This is a genomic window from Siminovitchia jepli, assembly GCF_047228825.1.
GTDB lineage: Bacteria > Bacillota > Bacilli > Bacillales > Bacillaceae_C > Siminovitchia.
Genome location: NZ_JBFEGN010000032.1, coordinates 21,112 through 39,371, shown reverse-complemented (window position 1 = coordinate 39,371; position 18,260 = coordinate 21,112). Strand labels below are relative to the sequence as shown.

Here is an 18,260-nt window from a genome sequence, read left to right as displayed (position 1 = left end):
TACCCTTGCATATAACTTCGACAAAAAAGGTAAAAAACCTTGTTAAAACAACATTTTTTTGTTATTCAGTAGACCCTTATTAGCAACTTCTCCTTCATAAAAAATGAGTCCTCGTTTAAAAGGACTCATACTAAAAAACTATACGATATTTTTAAAACATAGGAGTTCATATCTAGCGGGAGTAAATAATATTAGCTTTTAGTACTACTTGACTTTTACCGTTTTTTTAGGCATATTGTGCATTCCTCGAGCCGTAACATGGACCTGCACAATATATTCTCCTTCTTTGTCAATTACTGTTTCCGCATCATAGGTCCCATCTTTATTATTATTTGCCTCCACCATAATACTTTCATCTTTTTTTCCATTTTCCCATATTTCATATTTCACTTCGTCTGCGTCGGCAACGGAATCGTCGCCTTGTGTAACAGTTGCTGACATTTTCAAAGTTTCCTTTGCTTTAATACCCTCAGGAACCTCCAGCTGAACTTCGAGTATTTCCGGTACCTCATTTTCCTCAGCATCTTTTTTATTTTGATTTTCACTGCTACACGCAGAAAGTAGTATGAGTAACGTTAGGCCAGTTATCCATAATATTTTTCGCATAAACTTAAGCCTCCCCATATTTCTCCAAATGGTTTTCAATGATATTCGCTTATTTTTGCTTCAATGCATCTTTGATATCCTTCAACATTTGGTCTAACGGTACATCAGAATTACCTGGATAGTCTTTAATTACCTCTCCTCTTTTATTAACAAGATAAAAGTCAACCCCATGAATAACTTGATCATCGTCCCGTGGTTTTTTTACATGTGTTTTAAAGTTTTCCAGAGCAAACTCCTCAATTTCTTGCTGAGAATAACCAGTTAAGGAGTGCCAGGTAGAAAAATCAACATTAAATCCTTCACCGTAAAACTTCTTTAATACATCTGGCGTATCAAATTTCGGATCTACACTAAAAGAAACAAAATGAACGTCTTTTAATCCCTCATCTTTCACCATTTGCTGAAGTTGACTTTTGTTCGATGACATTGGGGGACAAACCGTTGTACAGTTTGTAAAAACAAAGTCAGCTACCCAAACTTTTCCTATTAGATCCTCAAGCCCAAATTTTTCGCCGTCCTGATTAGTAAATGTAAAGTCCTTTATAGGGTGACCTTCTTTTGGGATGGAAGAACAAGCGCTGAGCAATATAAGAAATACCGATATAAAAATTAATGGTAAAAATCTCTTCATCATTCAAACTCCTTTGATAACATAAAATTGGTTTCATGCAAGCCTTTTTTCTTTATATAGATTTATGTTTTCCTTTTTTGTGGTGTAGCGTGAAAATGAAAACCAAATTTCAGCACATACCAATTGGATTGTAAATATTGAAATGGCTAGCCATGTACTAGTCGCCATTGATACCTGACCATATAAACCTAGACCGTAGCTATAAAAGATTAAAGTTCCAATAACCGATTGAGATAAGTAAATAATAATGGGCATCCTTCCAACAGACGCAAACGGTTTAAGCAGTTTCTCCATTGATTTATTTGTCATAATCAGTACGATAGCAGCTACATATGCAATCCCTAAAAAAGGACCACCGATGGCATCTTGTATATATTGAAAGTTCATGGTTAATTGGGTGAAGAACGGAAAAAGTTTGCCTCCCACCCCAAGAGGCAGAGCAACTAGTAAAATAATCAGCCATTTTTTCTTTTGTTTATGTGCTGTTTGGAGCCAATATAATTTTGCAGCCCCGGCTCCAATCATCATCATAGGGAAGGTCACCAAAAGATTAAGTAATAAACCTTCTGAACTATTATGGGTAACCCAATCTAAAAACCGTTGCCCCGTAATATTAAAAAATGTTCCATTTGCATAAATTTCAGCTGATTGTTGTAAGCCTACAAGATTTGTGAAATCACTCAAGGAAACCGTATTAAAAAGGGTCATTAACAAAATGAAGCTGCAAATGATTAATTGAGGCAAAAGATATAGTCCGACCCCGATGCCCATAAGCATTCGACCAGGCAGCCTTAAAAAGAACAGCAGTAAAAAACCCAATAAAGCATAGATAATCAGAATATCTCCATACCATATTAGAAAGGCATGAATACTTCCGATGATAAAGAGTACTGTGAGTTTTTTTATACTAATCTTATAAAACGGAAGTCCCTCAGTTGTCGTCTGCTCCATCAGCACTACCAGACTGTATCCAAAAATCATCGCAATGATAGGATAAAAGCTGCCTTGAACTAACACATCTAGCCAAGCATAAATGCTTAAGTCACCATATTGCCACCACTCATATGGATTATAATAACTAGATGGTGAATGGAAGCTGATCAAGTTTACAAGTAGAATCCCTAATAATGAAAATCCCATTAGTACATGCAGAGATTGTAACCGATCGTTTAGGGTCAATTCTGTCAGTTGTTTCATATTTTTCCTCCTGTATTTACTAGGGAAATTACTTTTATGGTGTGCCAGTATACGATCAAATTACTTTTATGTTCCAATTACTAATCGAATTTCACGAAGATAACAGATAGTAATTTTATCCAGTAATCAGTAACGTTTATCTATGTTAAGGCAACAAAGATAATGTGCCAAAATTTTAGAATTCCATAGCTGATCATTTCCGAGATTGACTTAATGTCAATTAGTGCAACTCAAGTTACCAATTTCGCCATTTGTATTCTAAAATTCCTACCTCTTTAAGTATGCTTGTAATAAGTCGATCCTTTTCAGCTTTTAAAGCATTCTCTGTACATGAGGAATGAGGTTTATAGTTTAATTCTTTTGCTTTTTCCAACGTAGCTTCCTCAATCCAATTTGTAGCATTTGATTGTTGAAAACATATGGGAGCAATATAAGTTTTATAAGTATTCTCAAGAATAACTCTTGTACTAGGTGACGGTTTTGTTTCTTTAGGAATGAAAAAGCTGCTAATAAAGATAATACCTATGAATATAATAAGTACACTGTAAGCCCCCAATCAAACAACGCATATTATGACGGAGCATCTCCTAGTATGATCAATGTATCAACCAAAGGAGGTGCTTTCTTAATGCCGAAAAAACCATTAACCATCGTCCCCGTAACATTGCATCCCATACAAAACACGAGCCTGCCAAACGATTCTTCAAATTCCAGCGGACTTTGTACCATCAAACTGGCAAATGCCGAAATCACCTTCCAGAACGGCGTAGAGGAGCGCATCATCCAAACGATCATGAGGGAGTTGATCCAGCAATGAGACAGGATTATACCTCTGTCCAAAACATCTATATCATTTGCGGGAAAACCGATATGCGAAAAGGAATTGACGGTCTGGCTACGCTGATCCAGGACTCTTTTGAACTTGATCCGTACAGCGATTCCATCTTTCTGTTTGCCGGCTGGAAAAAAGACCGGTATAAATGTTTGTATTTTGACGGAGATGGCTTTGCCATGTTGTATAAACGCCTTGACAGTGGAAAGCTACAATGGCCAAGAAACGAGCAGGAAGTAAAGAACTTAACTCAGCAGGAGCTTCGCTGGTTGCTCGAAGGACTATCCATTCAACAGCCGAGAGCGATTCAACCTTCGCCACAAGGCGCATTTTAAAATTAATCTTTCACCTGGTCTTCGAACCCTTTATAATGGAAGGAACGAAACTGAACGGAAAGTGGTGAATGATGTGGCAAGCGATCAGCAATCCGAAAAAATCATCCGATTACTAGAAGAACAATTAGCTATTGCAAATCAACAAAATCAAGAACTTACCAAGCAAATCGAATCGCTCACCCATCAAATTCAGCACTTAACCAAGCTTCTTTATGGATCGAAAACGGAAAGATCTAGATACAATGCGCCCGATGGGCAAGGATCCCTGTTTGATGAGGATGATTCCCCTTTTCCCGATTCTGAGCACACAGAAGAACAAAGCCAACAGACTGTATCGTACACTGTTGTCCGAAAAGCATCCAATAAGAAGCGAAACGATTCCCTGCGTGATCATGTGGAGGTGGAATGCGTCCATCACCACCCGGATAACACAACCTGTGAGTGTTGCCAGCACGCCATGACGGAAATCGGCAGCACCATTGTCCGTGAGGAGGCAAAGTTTATCCCGGCCAAAATGGTGAAGGTGCAGCACATCGAACATGCCTATGAATGCAAGGCGTGTAAACAGGATGTCTCTTTGCCCTCGCAAGTAAAACGGGGGCGTGCCCCTCAGCCCGCTATTCAGCGCAGTCTCGCCAGTGCCAGTGTTCTGGCGAAAGTATTGCATGACAAATTCGTTCAGTACGTGCCTCTTTACCGGCAGGTAAACGAGTGGATCCGTTATGGGCTGGAAACCAATGATAAAAACCTGTCCAACTGGGTGATCCGGGCGGCCCATGATTGGCTGTTGCCGGTGTATGACCGGATGAAAGCACTTATGTTGAACAAATCCGTCTTGCATGTGGATGAAACCTATGCGAAAGTGATTTACCGATCGGACGGAAAGTCCGGCCAGACGAATGCCTACAATTGGGTCTACCGCACCGTGCCAAGCCAGGGCCCTGTCATGATCCTTTTTCAAAGCGCTCTTTCGCGCAGCAGGTCTGTCCTTGAAAGCTTTACGGATGGATATAAAGGGACCATTGTGTGTGATGGGTATTCTGCTTACGGCAATCTGCCCGATGTGACATTCGCAAACTGTTGGGCGCATGTGCGCCGGTATTGGCTAAAAGCCAACAGTCAAAACGGCCGGATTGGCGTAGAATATTGCGATCAATTGTACCGGCTGGAGCGAAAGTTCAAGCACCTTTCTCCAGGAAAACGGCGTAAAAAACGTTTGAAATATTCAAAGCCCATTGTGGAAGCATTCTTCCAATGGATTGACACGTCTCCGTTCTTTGGGAAAAGCGCCTTGGCGAAAGCAGCGGACTACACACTTAGCAGAACCGAAGGTCTCCGCGCCTTTTTATATGATGGCCGCATAGAAATCGATAATAATCCGGCTGAAAATGCGATTCGTCCCAATGTGATTGGGCGAAAAAATTGGATGTTTTCCGTCAGTGAAGCCGGTGCACAAGCGAATGCAATTTGCCTGAGCCTCGCTGAAACGGCCAAGTCCAACGGCATCGATTTCTATGAGTATGTCAAGAAACTATTGACGGACTTACCTATGTTGGGCATTCACCAGAATTCTGAGATTCTCGATCAATACTTGCCCTGGTCAAAAAATATTCAGGCCACTTGTGCCAAACTATAGTAATAGCCGTCTATTTTGAAAAAATACAAGAATAGGCGGCTGTTTGACATGCGTACCGAAAAGGTGCGCTTATTTTATTTATAATTCGGGCTTACAGTACACTTAATAACCTGTTTTTCGTTTTATACATAAGCTTCCCCTTTAAGTTTATAGTTGTGGCCTCTCTCAAAATGTACGAGAGAGAGGCCTCAAAGCATAATCCCAACTCAGGAAAGTGGTTAAGACCTCCATGGTAAACGCTTGTCTTCCATAAAGAAAATGGTTATATCTAATTAACGGTTGTAACAATCATTCTTATCATGCAGCTTCTTTGTCAACTAATAATTATTTAAGCGAACATCTTCAAACTACTTATTGAGGTTTAATACTCTCCATCATTCCTTTTATTTTTGCTTCGGTTAGTTCACCTTCTTCGTACGCAGTAATAACCCCATCGGGATTAATCAGATATGTCGCCGGCAATTTATTAATTTGATACATATTCATTACATCTTTGTTTGTGTCTTTAGGAATAGGGAAAACCAAATCATGTTTGTCAACAAACTTTTTAATAAGAAATTCAGGTTCCCCAACATTAACAGCTAATATCTCAACACCTTGGTCTTTAAATACTTTATACTGTCTATTCATGGCTGGCATTTCTTTTTCACACGGTTTGCACCAAGTTCCCCAGAAGTTTAAAAACACACCTTTTCCTTTGTAGTCTGATAGTTTACGTTGATTTCCCTCCAAATCAGTTAGAACAAAATCAGGGGCTTTATCGCCAATCGCCAGCTTCTCCCATTTATCCTTTGTGAAATTTGCATAAAGCGTGTAAGCTACAGCAGCCACCAATATTCCTAAAATAATGGAACGCATGATAAATCTTTTTTTCTTCTTCAATTTTTCTTCCTCCGTTAAAGTAATTCCTAAAATCCAGTGAATCCGCCAAATATGGGAATCAACAAAGAAATAATAATAGTCATCCAATCAAAATAAAGTAATACTCCCATTAAAATCATGAGTGCGCCGCCAAAAACCATAAATCGTTGGCCATGCTTTTTTAAAAATGTCATCTTATCAAGAAAGAATGTCATGATTAAAAATGGAATAGAAAAGCCCAACACATAAAACCCCATATAAACAAGCCCCATACCCGGATTAGCTATACCAAGGGCAATCACTCCTGCCAAGATTGGTCCTGTACAGGGGGTCCATCCAGCAGCAAACCCTATCCCGATTAATATCGATCCTAAATAGCCGGAAGGACGGTTTCGAAACTGAACTTTTTTATCCGAAAGCAAAAAATCGAATCGCAGCACACCGGCAAGAACCAGCCCAAAAAACACCATCAATACGGCGCCCAACTGCCTTAAAAGATCTTGGTATTTCGCAAAAAAGGACCCTATGAAAGATGTTGATAAACCAAGGGCCAAAAAGATAATGGAAAATCCTATTAAAAAAAGGATTGTATGAATAAACGCTTTTTTTCTTATAATCCCCTGGCCATCTTTAAGCTCATTGATTGTCATGCCTGTAATATAGGAAAGAAAAGCTGGATATAGAGGAAGCGCACAAGGTGATATAAATGATAAAAGACCTGCACCAAAGGCCAGAAACAGATTAATTTGTTCCAATTTGCCACAACCTTTCTTTAGCCTTTTTCTGGTTGCTGTAAAAAATTAGAGAGAATGAAAGTGGAGGAAATCCTCAATAAGAAATAAAAACCCGCACTGTTCATTCCTTAGTATCAACGCCAAATTAATTACTACTTTTTCTCCAAGGCTTATACAATACAATCATTAACACGCTAATGATGATAAAAGCCGTTAAAGCCAAGAACGGAATCGTCACAAATCCAAACCAATTAATATACTGCACATTACAAGGCACACCCTGTACGCAGGGCTTAATACTTGCAAATCCAGGAACCTTTTGCACCAAGTAATGATATAAAGAAATAAAACCTCCAATAACGGACAAGAATAATACATATTTTTTTAGCTTTTTATCATTGTCAAAAGCTGCAATTCCTAGAATAAATGCTAAAGGATACATGAAAATCCTTTGAAACCAACAGAGCTCACACGGAATGAACCCTTTTATTTCACTGAAATACAGACTTCCCAAGGTCGCAATAACAGAAACCAACCAAGCAGTGTAAAGAATATAACCTTCAGTATGAGGGGCTAATTTACTAGATTTATTCATTTTTCTTTTCCAATTCCTTTTCTATTAAGGATACAATTGCCTCATAGTCAAATGGATCCTCCAACATAACCCCGTTAATAATGATTGTCGGGGTAAATGCAACTTCAAATTCTTTTACAAAATCATCATCTTTTTTAACTTCCTCCATCGTACCTTCTTTAGTAATATCTTCTTCTAACTGTTTTAGATCAATGTTAGGCACATTATCTTTGGCAAGTTCCACCAATTTTTCAGGTGTTACCCATTGGTCATCATGATTTTGACTGGCAGGCTGTGCAGCAAAAATAGCATTGTGAAATGCCCAAAATGATTCAGGATCTTGTTTATAAACTGATTCGGAAGCCAATGCAGCAAGAGTCGATTCATTTCCGTGAAATAAAACATTGATATAGGAGAATTTCACTTTACCTGTCTTAATAAACTCTTCTTCTAACTGTGGAAATATTTTTTCACCCCAAGCTTTACAAGAAGGACATTTGTAATCACCAAATTCTACAATTGAGACAGCCGCATCTGCGTTCCCCAATGTAGGCTGCTGTTCAGTAGGTGGGTGTGGTCCTTTCGTATCGCTTTGATTACTTTGATCTCCTTTATTTAATAGAAAAACAATTGCAACAATAGCTGCGATAAAAACTAAAGTTAACATAACCATTTTCTTGCTATTCATAAATCATTCACTCCATTCCATAAAATTCTTAATCTCTTTTTCTGATAAATACTGAGCATCTTTGTCAACACCTAGCAAGACTGCCAGGGCAGACCTAAAAAATACAGACCGGGTATCTTTATTTCTCCTTTTCATGAAGTATCCCGCTTTGCTGGTCAAGAACTCCTTTTATTTCGGCCCAGTTATAATCCGATTGAAATCCGGTTGCCAAAATAATGTTCTATATATTTTAAAGAGGAATCGTCTTGAAACTGTATTGATTTAAAACAACCTTGATGCCGAACACAAACATTATTTCCTTTTATTTTGCTAAAGATAACTATTATCATATTAATCTCTGATTAATTGTAACAACATAGCAATAACATTTAAACAGTCATTTGAATATTGGAATTGACAATTGTTTGAATGAATCATACAATATAATCAAATGCACATTTGAATGAGGTGGATTAAGTGGTTGAAAAAACGTTGAATAATGTATCTGATACGTGCGAAACAAGTTGTTATAATCAAGAAGTGGTATCTCGAGTACAAAAAAGGATAAATGAAGTAAACGGGGTGGAACTACTATTTAAAGCCCTGGCCGATGCCACGCGTTTAAAAGTTGCATATGCTCTAACCATGGAAGACGAATTATGTGTATGTGATGTTGCTGAAATCATCGGTTCAACTACCGCAACGGCTTCACATCATTTACGCTATCTGCGTAATATGGGACTTGCCAAATATCGCAAAGAGGGAAAATTAGTTTTTTATTCGCTGCTGGATGAACATGTTCACCAGATTGTTAATATTGCTCTTATACATTATCAGGAAGAGAAGTAAACTCTGACTCTCAAACTTTTCCTGTGAACAACATGCTTTTTAATTAAAAATAAATTTTTAAAGACCTATATGGGATCCAGAGCAAAAAACGCGTATTCTGTGCGCAAACCAATTTGAGGATAAAGAAAGCCGACTTCACACCATATGGAAGAGTCGGCTTTTCTTCAGTATTTATGCTACCTTTGTCTACTATAGTAAAATTCCTACTATATTTGCTTTTTGGAATTCCTCTTCTTCCTTTTTTAAGTTTGTAGACATTGCCAGTACGAAAATAATGTCCAATATAAAAGTAAAATTGAACCAAATCATACACAACTCATATTTGAGATCTTTTCTAATATTTTCTTTTACATCTGTATGACCTTTCTATATTTGAACGCGAAATTTGATCTTGCAAAAGTCAAAAGAAGTTCTAAGTGTTTTTGCACAATGAATGTATCGAGATCTGAAAGAGTTATTACTCAAATTTATAGATTTTTTAAATTAAAAAAAGGTCTTTCTGTAGTACCTAGAAAGACTTAAAAGTTTTCATTATAAATTAAATAAATATAAGAGTGCACCAAAAGTTTCGTTCTCTATAAGGATATAGATTCCTAACCCTATGAACACAATTGGGATAATCCATCTTCCGTATTTTTCAAGCGTTTCAGAAACATGTCTGAATCTTGCTAATCGATAACCAATTAAACACCAAACCACAACCAAGATAAAGAAGGTAATAACTGTAATAACCAGTTGAGTCGTGTTTAAAGTGGAAAAGAACGGAACGTAAATTCCGATGTTATCTCCGCCATTGGCAAAAGTAATAAAGGCTATACTTATATACAACTTATTAAATCTACCTGAATTCAAGCTAGAAAGAATAGCACCTTCATCTTCATCTTCACCTTTTATAAACAACCTAATTCCTAAAAAAATAGGAATAAATCCAAGGAAACCAACCCATTTTTCTGGAATTAACATAACCCCGAAAGTCCCTAAAAGACTGATTAAAACTAACAAGGCAAAGCCTAAATACTGTCCAATGACAATATCTCTAGGATAGATAAGGTTATTCTTTGTCTTTATGTTAATCTTTCTATCATCACTTGCTTTAGCCTGCATTTTTGCTTGAGAGAACAAAAGCATTAAAACAAAAATGTCATCAATATTGGTTACTATAAATGCACCAATTGCGGAAATAAAAGTCAAAGCCAATTCTATCAACTCCATTATCATTTACACTAAAACGTTAATACGTATATTTGAATATTATATTGCTATGCTCAAAGCCATAGCTATTTAAGCCCTTACTTGAACATTTTTTTTAAGGAAGCCTAAGACATTAGCAAAAGCAGTAGTTAAAACGTAAAACAATACTTCCATGACTCCACTCTAAAAAATCCAACCTGCATTTATAAAAAATGCAGGTTAACCTATACACTATTGTTTTTTATTCATCATGTGAATGGCTAATCCCATAACACCTTCAGAAGCTTCCATTAGTGGCTCAGGTAAAGTTGGATGAGCATGGATTGTAAGACTTAGATCTTCTGCTGTTGCACCAGACTCAATCGCAAAAACTCCTTCAGCTATGAGCGACGATACTTCTGGTCCTACCATTTGAACGCCTAATACCCTGTTTGTATTCTTTTCAACTACTACCTGTACAAAGCCATCTGCATCAGACACAGATAAAGCTCTGCCGTTAGCTTGGAATGGAAAACGACTAGAAACTGTTTCATATCCTTCTTCCTTTGCTTCCTTCTCCGTTAAACCTGTATAAGCTACTTCCGGATCGCTGAAAATAACAAAAGGCATTGCCTGAAAATCAATCACACTTTTTAGCCCACTTATTACCTCTGCAGCTATCTTACCTTCATAACTAGCTTTATGAGCAAGGAGGTAACCACCAGCACAATCCCCGATCGCATATACATGTTCAACATTTGTTTGACATTTATCATTTATCTTAATAAAACCGCGTTGGTCTAATTCAACTCCGATATTTTCCAATCCAATCTTCCCTGTGTTCGGATTTCTTCCAATAGAAACTAAGCAATAATCCCCTTTAACTATCTTTTCTTTTCCATTTACCTGAACTTGAACGTTTATTTCATCGCCTGTATTTTCTCCGCCTTGGACTAAAGCATTCGTTATAACTGTGATTCCAAGTTTCTTTAAATGACGTTTTACTACATTTGTAAGCATAGGGTCCGTACCTGGAAGAATAGTATCTGATCCCTCAAGAATTGTTACTTTGGCTCCAAATTTAGCATAAGCAGTTCCCAACTCCAAACCGATATAACCACCACCTACTACAACTAAATGTTTTGGCACTTCTTGAAGCATCAATGCCTCAGTTGAAGAGATGATTCTTTTTCTATCAAATGGCATACTTTTTAACTCAGTTGGTAAAGATCCTATCGCAAGGATTAAGTCTTTGTATGAAAAGAATCGTTCTTCGTTACCAATTTTGATTTTGGCAACAGAGGGTTCAGTGAGATATGCTTCCCCACTAATGACTTCTACTCCATTGCCTTTCAGTAAAGTCCGAACTCCATTCGTTAGCTTATTCACGATACCGTCCTTCCACTTCACTACTTCTGGCATCTCTACTTCAACTTCACCAGAAATCTTTATTCCCATTGAGTTGGCATGTTTTATATGTTTCACTCGTTCAGAAGCACTAATAAGTGCCTTTGAAGGTATACACCCACGATTAAGGCAAACCCCTCCTAATTCTGCTTTATCTACCAAAACCACCTTTTTCCCTAACTGAGCAGCACGTATGGCAGCTACATAGCCTCCTGATCCTGCACCTATAACTAACAAATCTACATCCTTTTTTCCTTCAACAGTCATTTCAGTTTCCTCCTTCAATTTTATAAAGAATAAAAAGATAAGTATATATAACGTTTTTGTTTCTATGGATACCAATATGTAATATAAAAGCTGATGTTTTACTTATACCCGATCTTTACATTTTTAATTTGGCTGGATATTTAGAAGTTATTCTATTAATAAGACTATTTTAGAAAAGGGCTTTCCATCTGTCTGGAAAGCCCTTTTCCCTTTATTCTTTTACTCTCATTAGTCGCAAACCATTTAGCGCTACCAGAAGGGTTGCGCCCATATCGGAAAGAATGGCAATCCAGAGCGTTAACCAACCTGGGATAACCAACAGTAAAGCAACAAGTTTAATACCAATTGCAAAAGTAATGTTAGCTTTAATTATATTTAGAGCCTTTCGACTAAGTTTTACAGTGAAAGGAAGTTTTCTCAAGTCGTCTCCCATTAAAGCGACGTCTGCTGTTTCCAAGGCCGTATCTGTACCAGCTCCACCCATTGCAATACCCACTGTTGAGGCCGCCAATGCAGGTGCATCATTGACACCATCTCCTACCATAGCTACGTTTCCGTATTCGGACCTTAATTGTTTTATATAGTCTAATTTGTCCTGAGGCATCAGATTAGCTCGGATATCAGTTACCCCAACATGACTGCCTATTGCATTCGCAGTACCTTTGTTATCGCCTGTAAGCATAATAGTCTTTTTAATGCCAAGTTGATGTAACTTTTGAATAATTTTCTTACTTGATTCACGAACTTCATCAGCAACTGCAATAACTCCAAGAATTTCTTTTTCCGTTCCAATAATCATGGCTGTTTTACCTTGATTTTGAAGAGTAGTAACATTTTGCTCTAATTGTTGATCGAATTGAGTATTCAATAATTCCTTAAAAAGGTTTGGGCTACCGATATAATAAGTCGTCCCGTTTACAATTCCTTTTATGCCCTTCCCTGTTATAGAAGAAAAATCATCAACTATAATATCTAAATAAGAGATATTTTCCTCCTCTGCTTTTTTCATAATTGCAGATGCAAGAGGATGCTGGGAACGATACTCTAATGCAGTAATAATCGCCAATAATTCTTTTTCATTCACCTGGTGATTCAAAACGTTAAAATCAGTTACAACTGGAACCCCTTTTGTTAATGTACCTGTTTTATCGAATGCTATAGCCTTTAAGGCACCCATTTCTTCTAAATACACTCCGCCTTTTACAAGGACCCCTTTTTTCGCAGCATTCCCAATCGCTGAAACAATAGAGATTGGAGTGGATATGACCAACGCACAAGGACAACCTACAACAAGAACGGCTAATCCTTGATAAACCCATGTTTCCCAACTAGCATCAAATAATAAAGGAGGGACTATAGCAACTAACGCCGCAATAACCATTATGATTGGTGTATAATACTTCGCGAATTTATCGACAAATGCTTGAGATGGAGCGCGTTCTCCTTGTGCTTCCTCTACAAGGTGAATAATTTTAGAAATTGTGGTATCTTCTACAAGTTTCGTAATTTTTACCTCAAGCAATCCTTCTTCATTTAAGGTTCCAGCAAATACTTCATCATTAACCGTTTTTTCAACAGGTACTGATTCACCTGTAATAGCTGCTTGGTTGACCGCAGAGTAGCCACTTACTACTACACCATCCATCGCAATCTTTTGACCAGGCTTAACAATCATAATATCCCCAACAGCTATATCATCGACATGAATCATTATTTCTTGTCCATTACGTCTAACGAGTGCCTCTTTAGGAGCGATATCCATTAATGAACGAATTGATTGTCTCGCTCTATCCATAGAGAATCGCTCAAGTGCCTCACTGATTGCGAAGAGAATAACAACAATCGCTACTTCTGCCCATTCTCCAATAATAGCCCCACCTATAACAGCTACTGTCATAAGGGTTTTCATGTCAAATTCAAGACGTATTAAGTTTTTCAAACCCACTTTAAAAAGTGATAATCCTCCGATAATCATGGATCCTAAAAACAATAAGGTAGTAACAATGTTCTCTTCTCCATTAACAAACGTAGAAAGATAACCGAAGGCAATAAATAAGGAAGCATAAAGTAGAGTACTATGTTTTTTATAAAACGGCACTTTATCTTCTTTCGTATCTTCTTTCACCTCTTGTGAAACTTGGCGAGCAGATTTTTCAGGAGCCACTTTAAGATTCTCAAATGCACCTGCTTTTTCTAGTTCTTCAATTGTTGCATTACCGTAAACAGCAATTTTAGATGCACCAAAATTTACTTTTGCATCCTGTACTCCCGGAAGTTGTTTAACATTTTTTTCAAACTTCCCAGCACAATTTGCACAGGTAAACCCCTGAACACGGTAAACATTTTTTTTAGCCTCTAATGAATTTGCTTCAGACAATTTTAACAACCTCCTTATGGTGTGCAAATGCAACCTTTATTAGTTGTTTTACGTGATCATCATCTAATGAATAGTAGACTAACTTACCTTCTTTTCGATACCTGGCTAATCCAAGATTTTTAAGTAATCTTAAATGATGAGATGTAGTGGCAGTTGTAGCATCAACGATATTCGCTACATCACATACACACAATTCATCTTCTAATGAGAGAGCATACACAATTTTAATCCTGGTATCGTCTGATAAAGCTTTAAAAATTTTGGCTACTTCCAAAGGATTTTGTTGAAGTAGTTCATTTTTTACTCTTTTGACTTTTTCTTCATCTATACACGTAACTTCACATGTATCAATTTGCAAATTTCCCACCTCACATCATTCAAATATCTATTTGAATATTATTATAAGCAAACAAAAACAATTAGTCAAATATATGTTTGAATGTAATTATAAAAAATATTCATTTATATTTTTAATGTCCAAGAATCAGCTTTATATTTGCCCTCCGTATTGCAACGGATTATTATTAGTTAAATCAACATAGCTTACATGGAATGAACCCTTTTAATTCACTGAAATACTTCCTAAGGTTGCAATAATTGAAGATAGGAGAGAGTTGTACCGATCAATACCCTAACAAAAGGTGAAATGGTAATTATTAAATCGGAACAAAAGTTTCCTTCAGATGGAATAGTTGCATGAGGAAAAAGTGCCGTTATTGAAGCTACGATACGGGGGAAGCGGTGCCGGTAGATACGGAAATAAATGACAAAGTCTTTGGCCAAAGCATACATAACGAAGGAGTTTTAAAAATAACTATTAAAGGATTACCAAGCTTCATCTTTGGCAAAAATGAGGCAACCGCTGATTTAGGTATCGCAATGGGAAAAGGTACGGATAGCGCAATTGAAACGGCAGACATAGTATTGATGCAGGATCACCTTGGAAAATTGCCTTCTGCCGTCAGAATCAGTAAGAAAGTGAATAAAATCATTAAATTCAATATCACGTTAGCGCTCGGGTTAAAATTGATTGCTTTGCTTTTAACTATACCAGGCTTGCTCACTTTATGGATTGCCATTTTATCAGACATGGGCGCCACGGTTTTGGTAACATTGATTAGTTTAACGATCATGGCTGGAGAGAAGAGAAAGAGCCAAGGAAGTCTTGATGGCCAATATGCTGAAGCAAATTAATTTAAACTATCAAACCCACATATAAAGAGCCTTTTATATAATATAAAGGCTCTTTATAATGCATATTTAATGATATAAAATTTTTTCCATACAACTTGAATCTTTTTTATCTATCTGTATGGTAGTATGTTCGATGTTAAATTGATTTTGTAGTATTTGATTGGCCTCTTTTAGAATTAGATCATGATTGGCTTGTGGTTCCACTATTAAGTGGCAGCTTAGTGCTGGGAAACCGGATGTAATGGACCATACATGTAAATCATGTATTGCCACCACCTGATCCATCCCTAAAAATGCCTCCTTAATTTCATGAACATCAACGTTTGTTGGGGCTCCTTCCATTAAAATATGATAAGAGTCTTTTGTTACACGCCATCCGCTAATAATAATCAATATTGCCACTATGATGCTTGCAATTGGGTCTGCAATGCTCCATCCAAAGAACATTATTAGCAATGCTGCAATTATTGCACCAACAGATCCCATCATATCACCTATGACATGTAGGAAGGCACTGCGAATATTTAAGTTTTCTTTCCTATCACCTTTCATAAGAATGAGCGCAGCTATGATGTTTACAATCAATCCTATTGTTGCAATAATGAGCATTCCAGAACTAATAATTTCTGGGGGATTTGAAAACCTTCGAAAAGCCTCAAAGAATATATAAAGTGAAATTACAACTAACGTAATCCCATTTAAAAATGCGGCCAAAATTTCAAACCTTTTATATCCAAAAGTTTTAGTTAAAGTGGCTTGTTTCTCTCCAAATTTCATAGCAAGGTAGCTTAAACTGAGTGCAGCTGCATCGCTGAACATATGGCCCGCATCGGATAATAAAGCCAGACTGTTTGTATATATTCCACCTACTACCTCTGCCACCATATATATAGAAATTATGACCAAAGACCATCCCAAGGCTTTCTTATTGTTAGTGCCATGTTGGTGTTGGCCATGATCGTGAGAGTGTGCCAATCATATACCTCCCTTTTAAATTCATATATTACCCTTTATTTAGACTGTTATGCGAACATTTAAAGGTACGTAGAAAATGAAGTCAATTTTCTTTTGTACTCCACTCTCTCATCGTTCTAATTCTTGCCAGGCACTCTTCAGAATCTCCTTTTTAGACACTCGTATTTCCCTTCTCAATAAAAGAGGGACTCCCCAATAAAGAATGTCCCCTATCGTTCCATTTCCTGCATAACTCTTTTGTTGATCTTATTCATCCATTTTCCAATTTCCTTTTTCCCCGTTTTTAACAAATCATTTATTATTTCATCTTCCAATGCTTCCCACAGTTCCGAGGCCAAATTCTTTTCTTCCCTGACTTGATGGTGGGCATTCAAATAATACCCATCACCAATATCAAGCCGATCCATATTAATAACGGATACCTTTCCATTATTGTCTAGTTTTTTTGGAAACAGGAGATGATAACGGGTTTTAAAATATCCTACATCCTCACAGGCATTTTCCTCCAATCTTTCCATCTTTAAATTCCCCTCCGCATAAGGCAAAATAGTATTTGCTTTCAATTGATGGGAAGCTTCCGACCATTGAATCAATATGCTTGGCCGGTCCAATGCATTTGAATCTACAACGGCATACTGCTCTTTGAATATCTCATTGAAAGCATGAAGGAAATCTGCTTTTTCAAAATTTCCTAAGTCTAGCCCCTTTTCCAAGGCAAATTCCTTTAATTCATTCATCGAAACATAGCTTTCTTCTGTATTCGATAAATGAGCATATTTAATCAAAAGAATATCTGGCTCATTATTCTCCACTTCTTTTTCATGTATTTCTTTATAGCCAATAAATTGTTCATAAGCTTTTTCATCTACAGATTTTAAATAGGTCAAGAACTCTTCGTTTTCCCACTCCGCAACATTAGAGGTCATCCCATAATTCTCTTGAATCATCAACGCTTCCTCATAAGGATCTGCTTTTTCCTGATTAAGTGTCTTTCCTTTGTCCCGTTCCTTGACCAATTCCTCTTCAATGACAGAAATAAAATCATGGGCCGTTTCCCGTACTTCTTTTAATAACCTTTCTTGCTCTTTCAGTTCTTTTCCGGATGTCCAATGATGCAAATATGGCAGAGAATATTCACTCGTATCCAGTCCGAAATAACTGGACACTGTATAAGCAACCATTTCTGCCTGAAATTCCTTTTCTTGGGAGGTATATTGCTTATGTGTTTCCTCTTTATGCAGCACGGCATGCGCCAGCTCATGAGTCAGCGTTTTGACATTCTGCAGTTCACTGTTTCGGGGGTTTAATGCAACTTCTTTCCGTAATGTATAACTGACGCCTTTAGCAGCCCCTAATTCCCCATGGGGTTCCACAATTTTGATTCCATTTTTTTCGGCCACTTTTTCAAGCGCTTGATACATTGATCCATAGTTTTCAACAGAACCCTCTAGCCACCGGTTAGGAAAAATATCCGGTAAATCCTTTGCTGTGGCGTTTGTCTGTGATACATCGAAAACATGGCCAATATCAAAATAGGTACGGGTATACGTCGGTATTTCTTTTTTTTCGATTTTCTCTTTTTCCTCTCCGGTTGCAAACTTAAGCTGTACCTCTTGACCTCCCCGTTCAAAGTATGTAGTTCTTTTTGGTACAATCACCTTGATCCCTTTCTCCCCTTTTTTCACAGTAAACCCTTTGTCCTTCCAAAATTTATAACTGCCAACAGCTTGGGCTCCCATAAACTGGCTTTCAATTAATGAACAGTTATTGGATGAATAATGATGGAACTTCGCCATAAAGTCCAAGTACTCTTTGATACTCTCAGGGCTTTGAAAATATTCCGTAATTCTTTTTTCCATGTTGCTGGTTAAATTCTCGATTTCTTTCCGTTTGTCTTCCCATGTTTTACGCTTATAATTACCTCTTTTCGTTTTCGCCATTACAAATT

The 18,260-nt window shown here is 37.3% G+C and carries 18 protein-coding genes and 3 pseudogenes; 5 read left to right on the top strand and 16 right to left on the bottom strand.

All coding sequences use genetic code 11. The annotated features are described in order from the left end of the window. Positions 1-204 precede the first annotated feature (204 nt). From AB1L08_RS12075 to AB1L08_RS12060, 4 genes are all read right to left on the bottom strand, one after another. Complete coding sequence (locus tag AB1L08_RS12075) at positions 205-606, bottom strand: FixH family protein (RefSeq protein WP_413064909.1); 402 nt, start codon at positions 604-606, stop codon at positions 205-207. A gap of 49 nt (positions 607-655) precedes the next feature. Beyond that, on the bottom strand, positions 656-1,237 hold the full coding sequence (locus AB1L08_RS12070) for an SCO family protein (protein ID WP_413064908.1): 582 nt from the start codon (positions 1,235-1,237) through the stop codon (positions 656-658). Positions 1,238-1,270: 33 nt separating this feature from the next. Continuing rightward, on the bottom strand, positions 1,271-2,434 hold the full coding sequence (locus AB1L08_RS12065) for a DUF418 domain-containing protein (protein ID WP_413064907.1): 1,164 nt from the start codon (positions 2,432-2,434) through the stop codon (positions 1,271-1,273). 235 nt (positions 2,435-2,669) lie between these two features. Further along, positions 2,670-2,807 (bottom strand): hypothetical protein, encoded by a 138-nt coding sequence (locus AB1L08_RS12060; RefSeq protein WP_413064906.1) that lies wholly within the window; start codon positions 2,805-2,807, stop codon positions 2,670-2,672. 255 nt (positions 2,808-3,062) lie between these two features. Here AB1L08_RS12060 and AB1L08_RS12055 point away from each other — a divergent pair, with 255 nt between their 5' ends. The 3 genes from AB1L08_RS12055 to tnpC all read left to right on the top strand — a co-directional run bounded on the left by AB1L08_RS12055 (position 3,063) and on the right by tnpC (position 5,237). Beyond that, positions 3,063-3,251 carry a hypothetical protein gene (locus AB1L08_RS12055; RefSeq protein ID WP_413064905.1) on the top strand — a complete coding sequence of 63 codons (189 nt, stop codon included), beginning with the start codon at positions 3,063-3,065 and terminating at the stop codon, positions 3,249-3,251. Further along, on the top strand, positions 3,248-3,601 hold the full coding sequence (tnpB, locus tag AB1L08_RS12050) for an IS66 family insertion sequence element accessory protein TnpB (protein ID WP_413064904.1): 354 nt from the start codon (positions 3,248-3,250) through the stop codon (positions 3,599-3,601). Before AB1L08_RS12055 ends, tnpB begins: the two co-directional genes overlap by 4 nt. A 73-nt stretch (positions 3,602-3,674) precedes the next feature. After that, positions 3,675-5,237, top strand: a complete 1,563-nt coding sequence (tnpC, locus tag AB1L08_RS12045) for an IS66 family transposase (protein ID WP_413064903.1) — start codon at positions 3,675-3,677, stop codon at positions 5,235-5,237. A 351-nt stretch (positions 5,238-5,588) separates the two neighbouring features. On the opposite strand, the gene resA is transcribed toward tnpC, so the two are convergent. The 5 genes from resA to AB1L08_RS12020 all read right to left on the bottom strand — a co-directional run bounded on the left by resA (position 5,589) and on the right by AB1L08_RS12020 (position 8,229). Then, positions 5,589-6,119, bottom strand: coding sequence for a thiol-disulfide oxidoreductase ResA (gene resA / locus AB1L08_RS12040; RefSeq protein ID WP_413064902.1), 531 nt, complete (start codon positions 6,117-6,119; stop codon positions 5,589-5,591). A 26-nt stretch (positions 6,120-6,145) separates the two neighbouring features. Continuing rightward, on the bottom strand, positions 6,146-6,853 hold the full coding sequence (locus AB1L08_RS12035) for a cytochrome c biogenesis CcdA family protein (RefSeq protein WP_413064901.1): 708 nt from the start codon (positions 6,851-6,853) through the stop codon (positions 6,146-6,148). Between the two features lie 124 nt (positions 6,854-6,977). Further along, a complete protein-coding gene (locus tag AB1L08_RS12030; RefSeq protein ID WP_413064900.1) occupies positions 6,978-7,427 on the bottom strand; it encodes a disulfide oxidoreductase in 450 nt (149 codons plus the stop codon). Next, positions 7,420-8,094 carry a DsbA family protein gene (locus AB1L08_RS12025; RefSeq protein WP_413064899.1) on the bottom strand — a complete coding sequence of 225 codons (675 nt, stop codon included), beginning with the start codon at positions 8,092-8,094 and terminating at the stop codon, positions 7,420-7,422. Before AB1L08_RS12025 ends, AB1L08_RS12030 begins: the two co-directional genes overlap by 8 nt. A gap of 3 nt (positions 8,095-8,097) precedes the next feature. Continuing rightward, the gene (locus AB1L08_RS12020; protein ID WP_413064898.1) at positions 8,098-8,229 is read right to left on the bottom strand and encodes a hypothetical protein; all 132 of its coding nucleotides are present in this window, start codon (positions 8,227-8,229) and stop codon (positions 8,098-8,100) included. A gap of 321 nt (positions 8,230-8,550) precedes the next feature. Here AB1L08_RS12020 and AB1L08_RS12015 point away from each other — a divergent pair, with 321 nt between their 5' ends. Further along, positions 8,551-8,922, top strand: a complete 372-nt coding sequence (locus tag AB1L08_RS12015; protein WP_413064897.1) for an ArsR/SmtB family transcription factor — start codon at positions 8,551-8,553, stop codon at positions 8,920-8,922. 531 nt (positions 8,923-9,453) lie between these two features. Here AB1L08_RS12015 and AB1L08_RS12010 read toward each other — a convergent pair. From AB1L08_RS12010 to AB1L08_RS11995, 4 genes are all read right to left on the bottom strand, one after another. Further along, entirely contained in the window at positions 9,454-10,125 is a 672-nt protein-coding gene (locus AB1L08_RS12010; RefSeq protein ID WP_413064910.1) for a CadD family cadmium resistance transporter, read from the bottom strand. A gap of 219 nt (positions 10,126-10,344) precedes the next feature. Beyond that, positions 10,345-11,766 (bottom strand): dihydrolipoyl dehydrogenase, encoded by a 1,422-nt coding sequence (gene lpdA / locus AB1L08_RS12005; RefSeq protein WP_413064896.1) that lies wholly within the window; start codon positions 11,764-11,766, stop codon positions 10,345-10,347. A 211-nt stretch (positions 11,767-11,977) separates the two neighbouring features. Next, the gene (locus AB1L08_RS12000) at positions 11,978-14,143 is read right to left on the bottom strand and encodes a heavy metal translocating P-type ATPase (protein ID WP_413064895.1); all 2,166 of its coding nucleotides are present in this window, start codon (positions 14,141-14,143) and stop codon (positions 11,978-11,980) included. Beyond that, positions 14,136-14,501 (bottom strand): ArsR/SmtB family transcription factor, encoded by a 366-nt coding sequence (locus AB1L08_RS11995; protein WP_413064894.1) that lies wholly within the window; start codon positions 14,499-14,501, stop codon positions 14,136-14,138. The genes AB1L08_RS12000 and AB1L08_RS11995 overlap by 8 nt, the downstream gene beginning before the upstream one ends. Positions 14,502-14,998: 497 nt before the next feature. On the opposite strand from AB1L08_RS11995, the pseudogene AB1L08_RS11990 reads away from it, so the two are divergent. Then, positions 14,999-15,337: pseudogene (locus AB1L08_RS11990) on the top strand (cation-transporting P-type ATPase); the annotation flags it as partial. A gap of 66 nt (positions 15,338-15,403) precedes the next feature. Here AB1L08_RS11990 and AB1L08_RS11985 read toward each other — a convergent pair. The 3 genes and pseudogenes from AB1L08_RS11985 to AB1L08_RS11975 all read right to left on the bottom strand — a co-directional run. After that, the gene (locus tag AB1L08_RS11985; RefSeq protein WP_413064893.1) at positions 15,404-16,312 is read right to left on the bottom strand and encodes a cation diffusion facilitator family transporter; all 909 of its coding nucleotides are present in this window, start codon (positions 16,310-16,312) and stop codon (positions 15,404-15,406) included. A 209-nt stretch (positions 16,313-16,521) separates the two neighbouring features. Further along, positions 16,522-16,911: pseudogene (locus AB1L08_RS11980) on the bottom strand (LPD25 domain-containing protein); the annotation flags it as partial. A 396-nt stretch (positions 16,912-17,307) separates the two neighbouring features. Next, a pseudogene (locus tag AB1L08_RS11975) lies at positions 17,308-18,252 on the bottom strand (ArdC-like ssDNA-binding domain-containing protein); the annotation flags it as partial. Positions 18,253-18,260: the final 8 nt, after the last annotated feature.

Excerpts from the sequence above, each read along its gene's own strand:
- AB1L08_RS12075 (WP_413064909.1), bottom strand. The coding sequence starts at position 606 with ATGCGAAAAATATTATGGATAACTGGCCTAACGTTACTCATACTACTT.
- AB1L08_RS12070 (WP_413064908.1), bottom strand. The coding sequence starts at position 1,237 with ATGAAGAGATTTTTACCATTAATTTTTATATCGGTATTTCTTATATTG.
- AB1L08_RS12065 (WP_413064907.1), bottom strand. The coding sequence starts at position 2,434 with ATGAAACAACTGACAGAATTGACCCTAAACGATCGGTTACAATCTCTG.
- AB1L08_RS12055 (WP_413064905.1), top strand. The coding sequence starts at position 3,063 with ATGCCGAAAAAACCATTAACCATCGTCCCCGTAACATTGCATCCCATA.
- tnpB (WP_413064904.1), top strand. The coding sequence starts at position 3,248 with ATGAGACAGGATTATACCTCTGTCCAAAACATCTATATCATTTGCGGG.
- AB1L08_RS12030 (WP_413064900.1), bottom strand. The coding sequence starts at position 7,427 with ATGAATAAATCTAGTAAATTAGCCCCTCATACTGAAGGTTATATTCTT.
- AB1L08_RS12025 (WP_413064899.1), bottom strand. The coding sequence starts at position 8,094 with ATGAATAGCAAGAAAATGGTTATGTTAACTTTAGTTTTTATCGCAGCT.
- AB1L08_RS12020 (WP_413064898.1), bottom strand. The coding sequence starts at position 8,229 with ATGAAAAGGAGAAATAAAGATACCCGGTCTGTATTTTTTAGGTCTGCC.
- lpdA (WP_413064896.1), bottom strand. The coding sequence starts at position 11,766 with ATGACTGTTGAAGGAAAAAAGGATGTAGATTTGTTAGTTATAGGTGCA.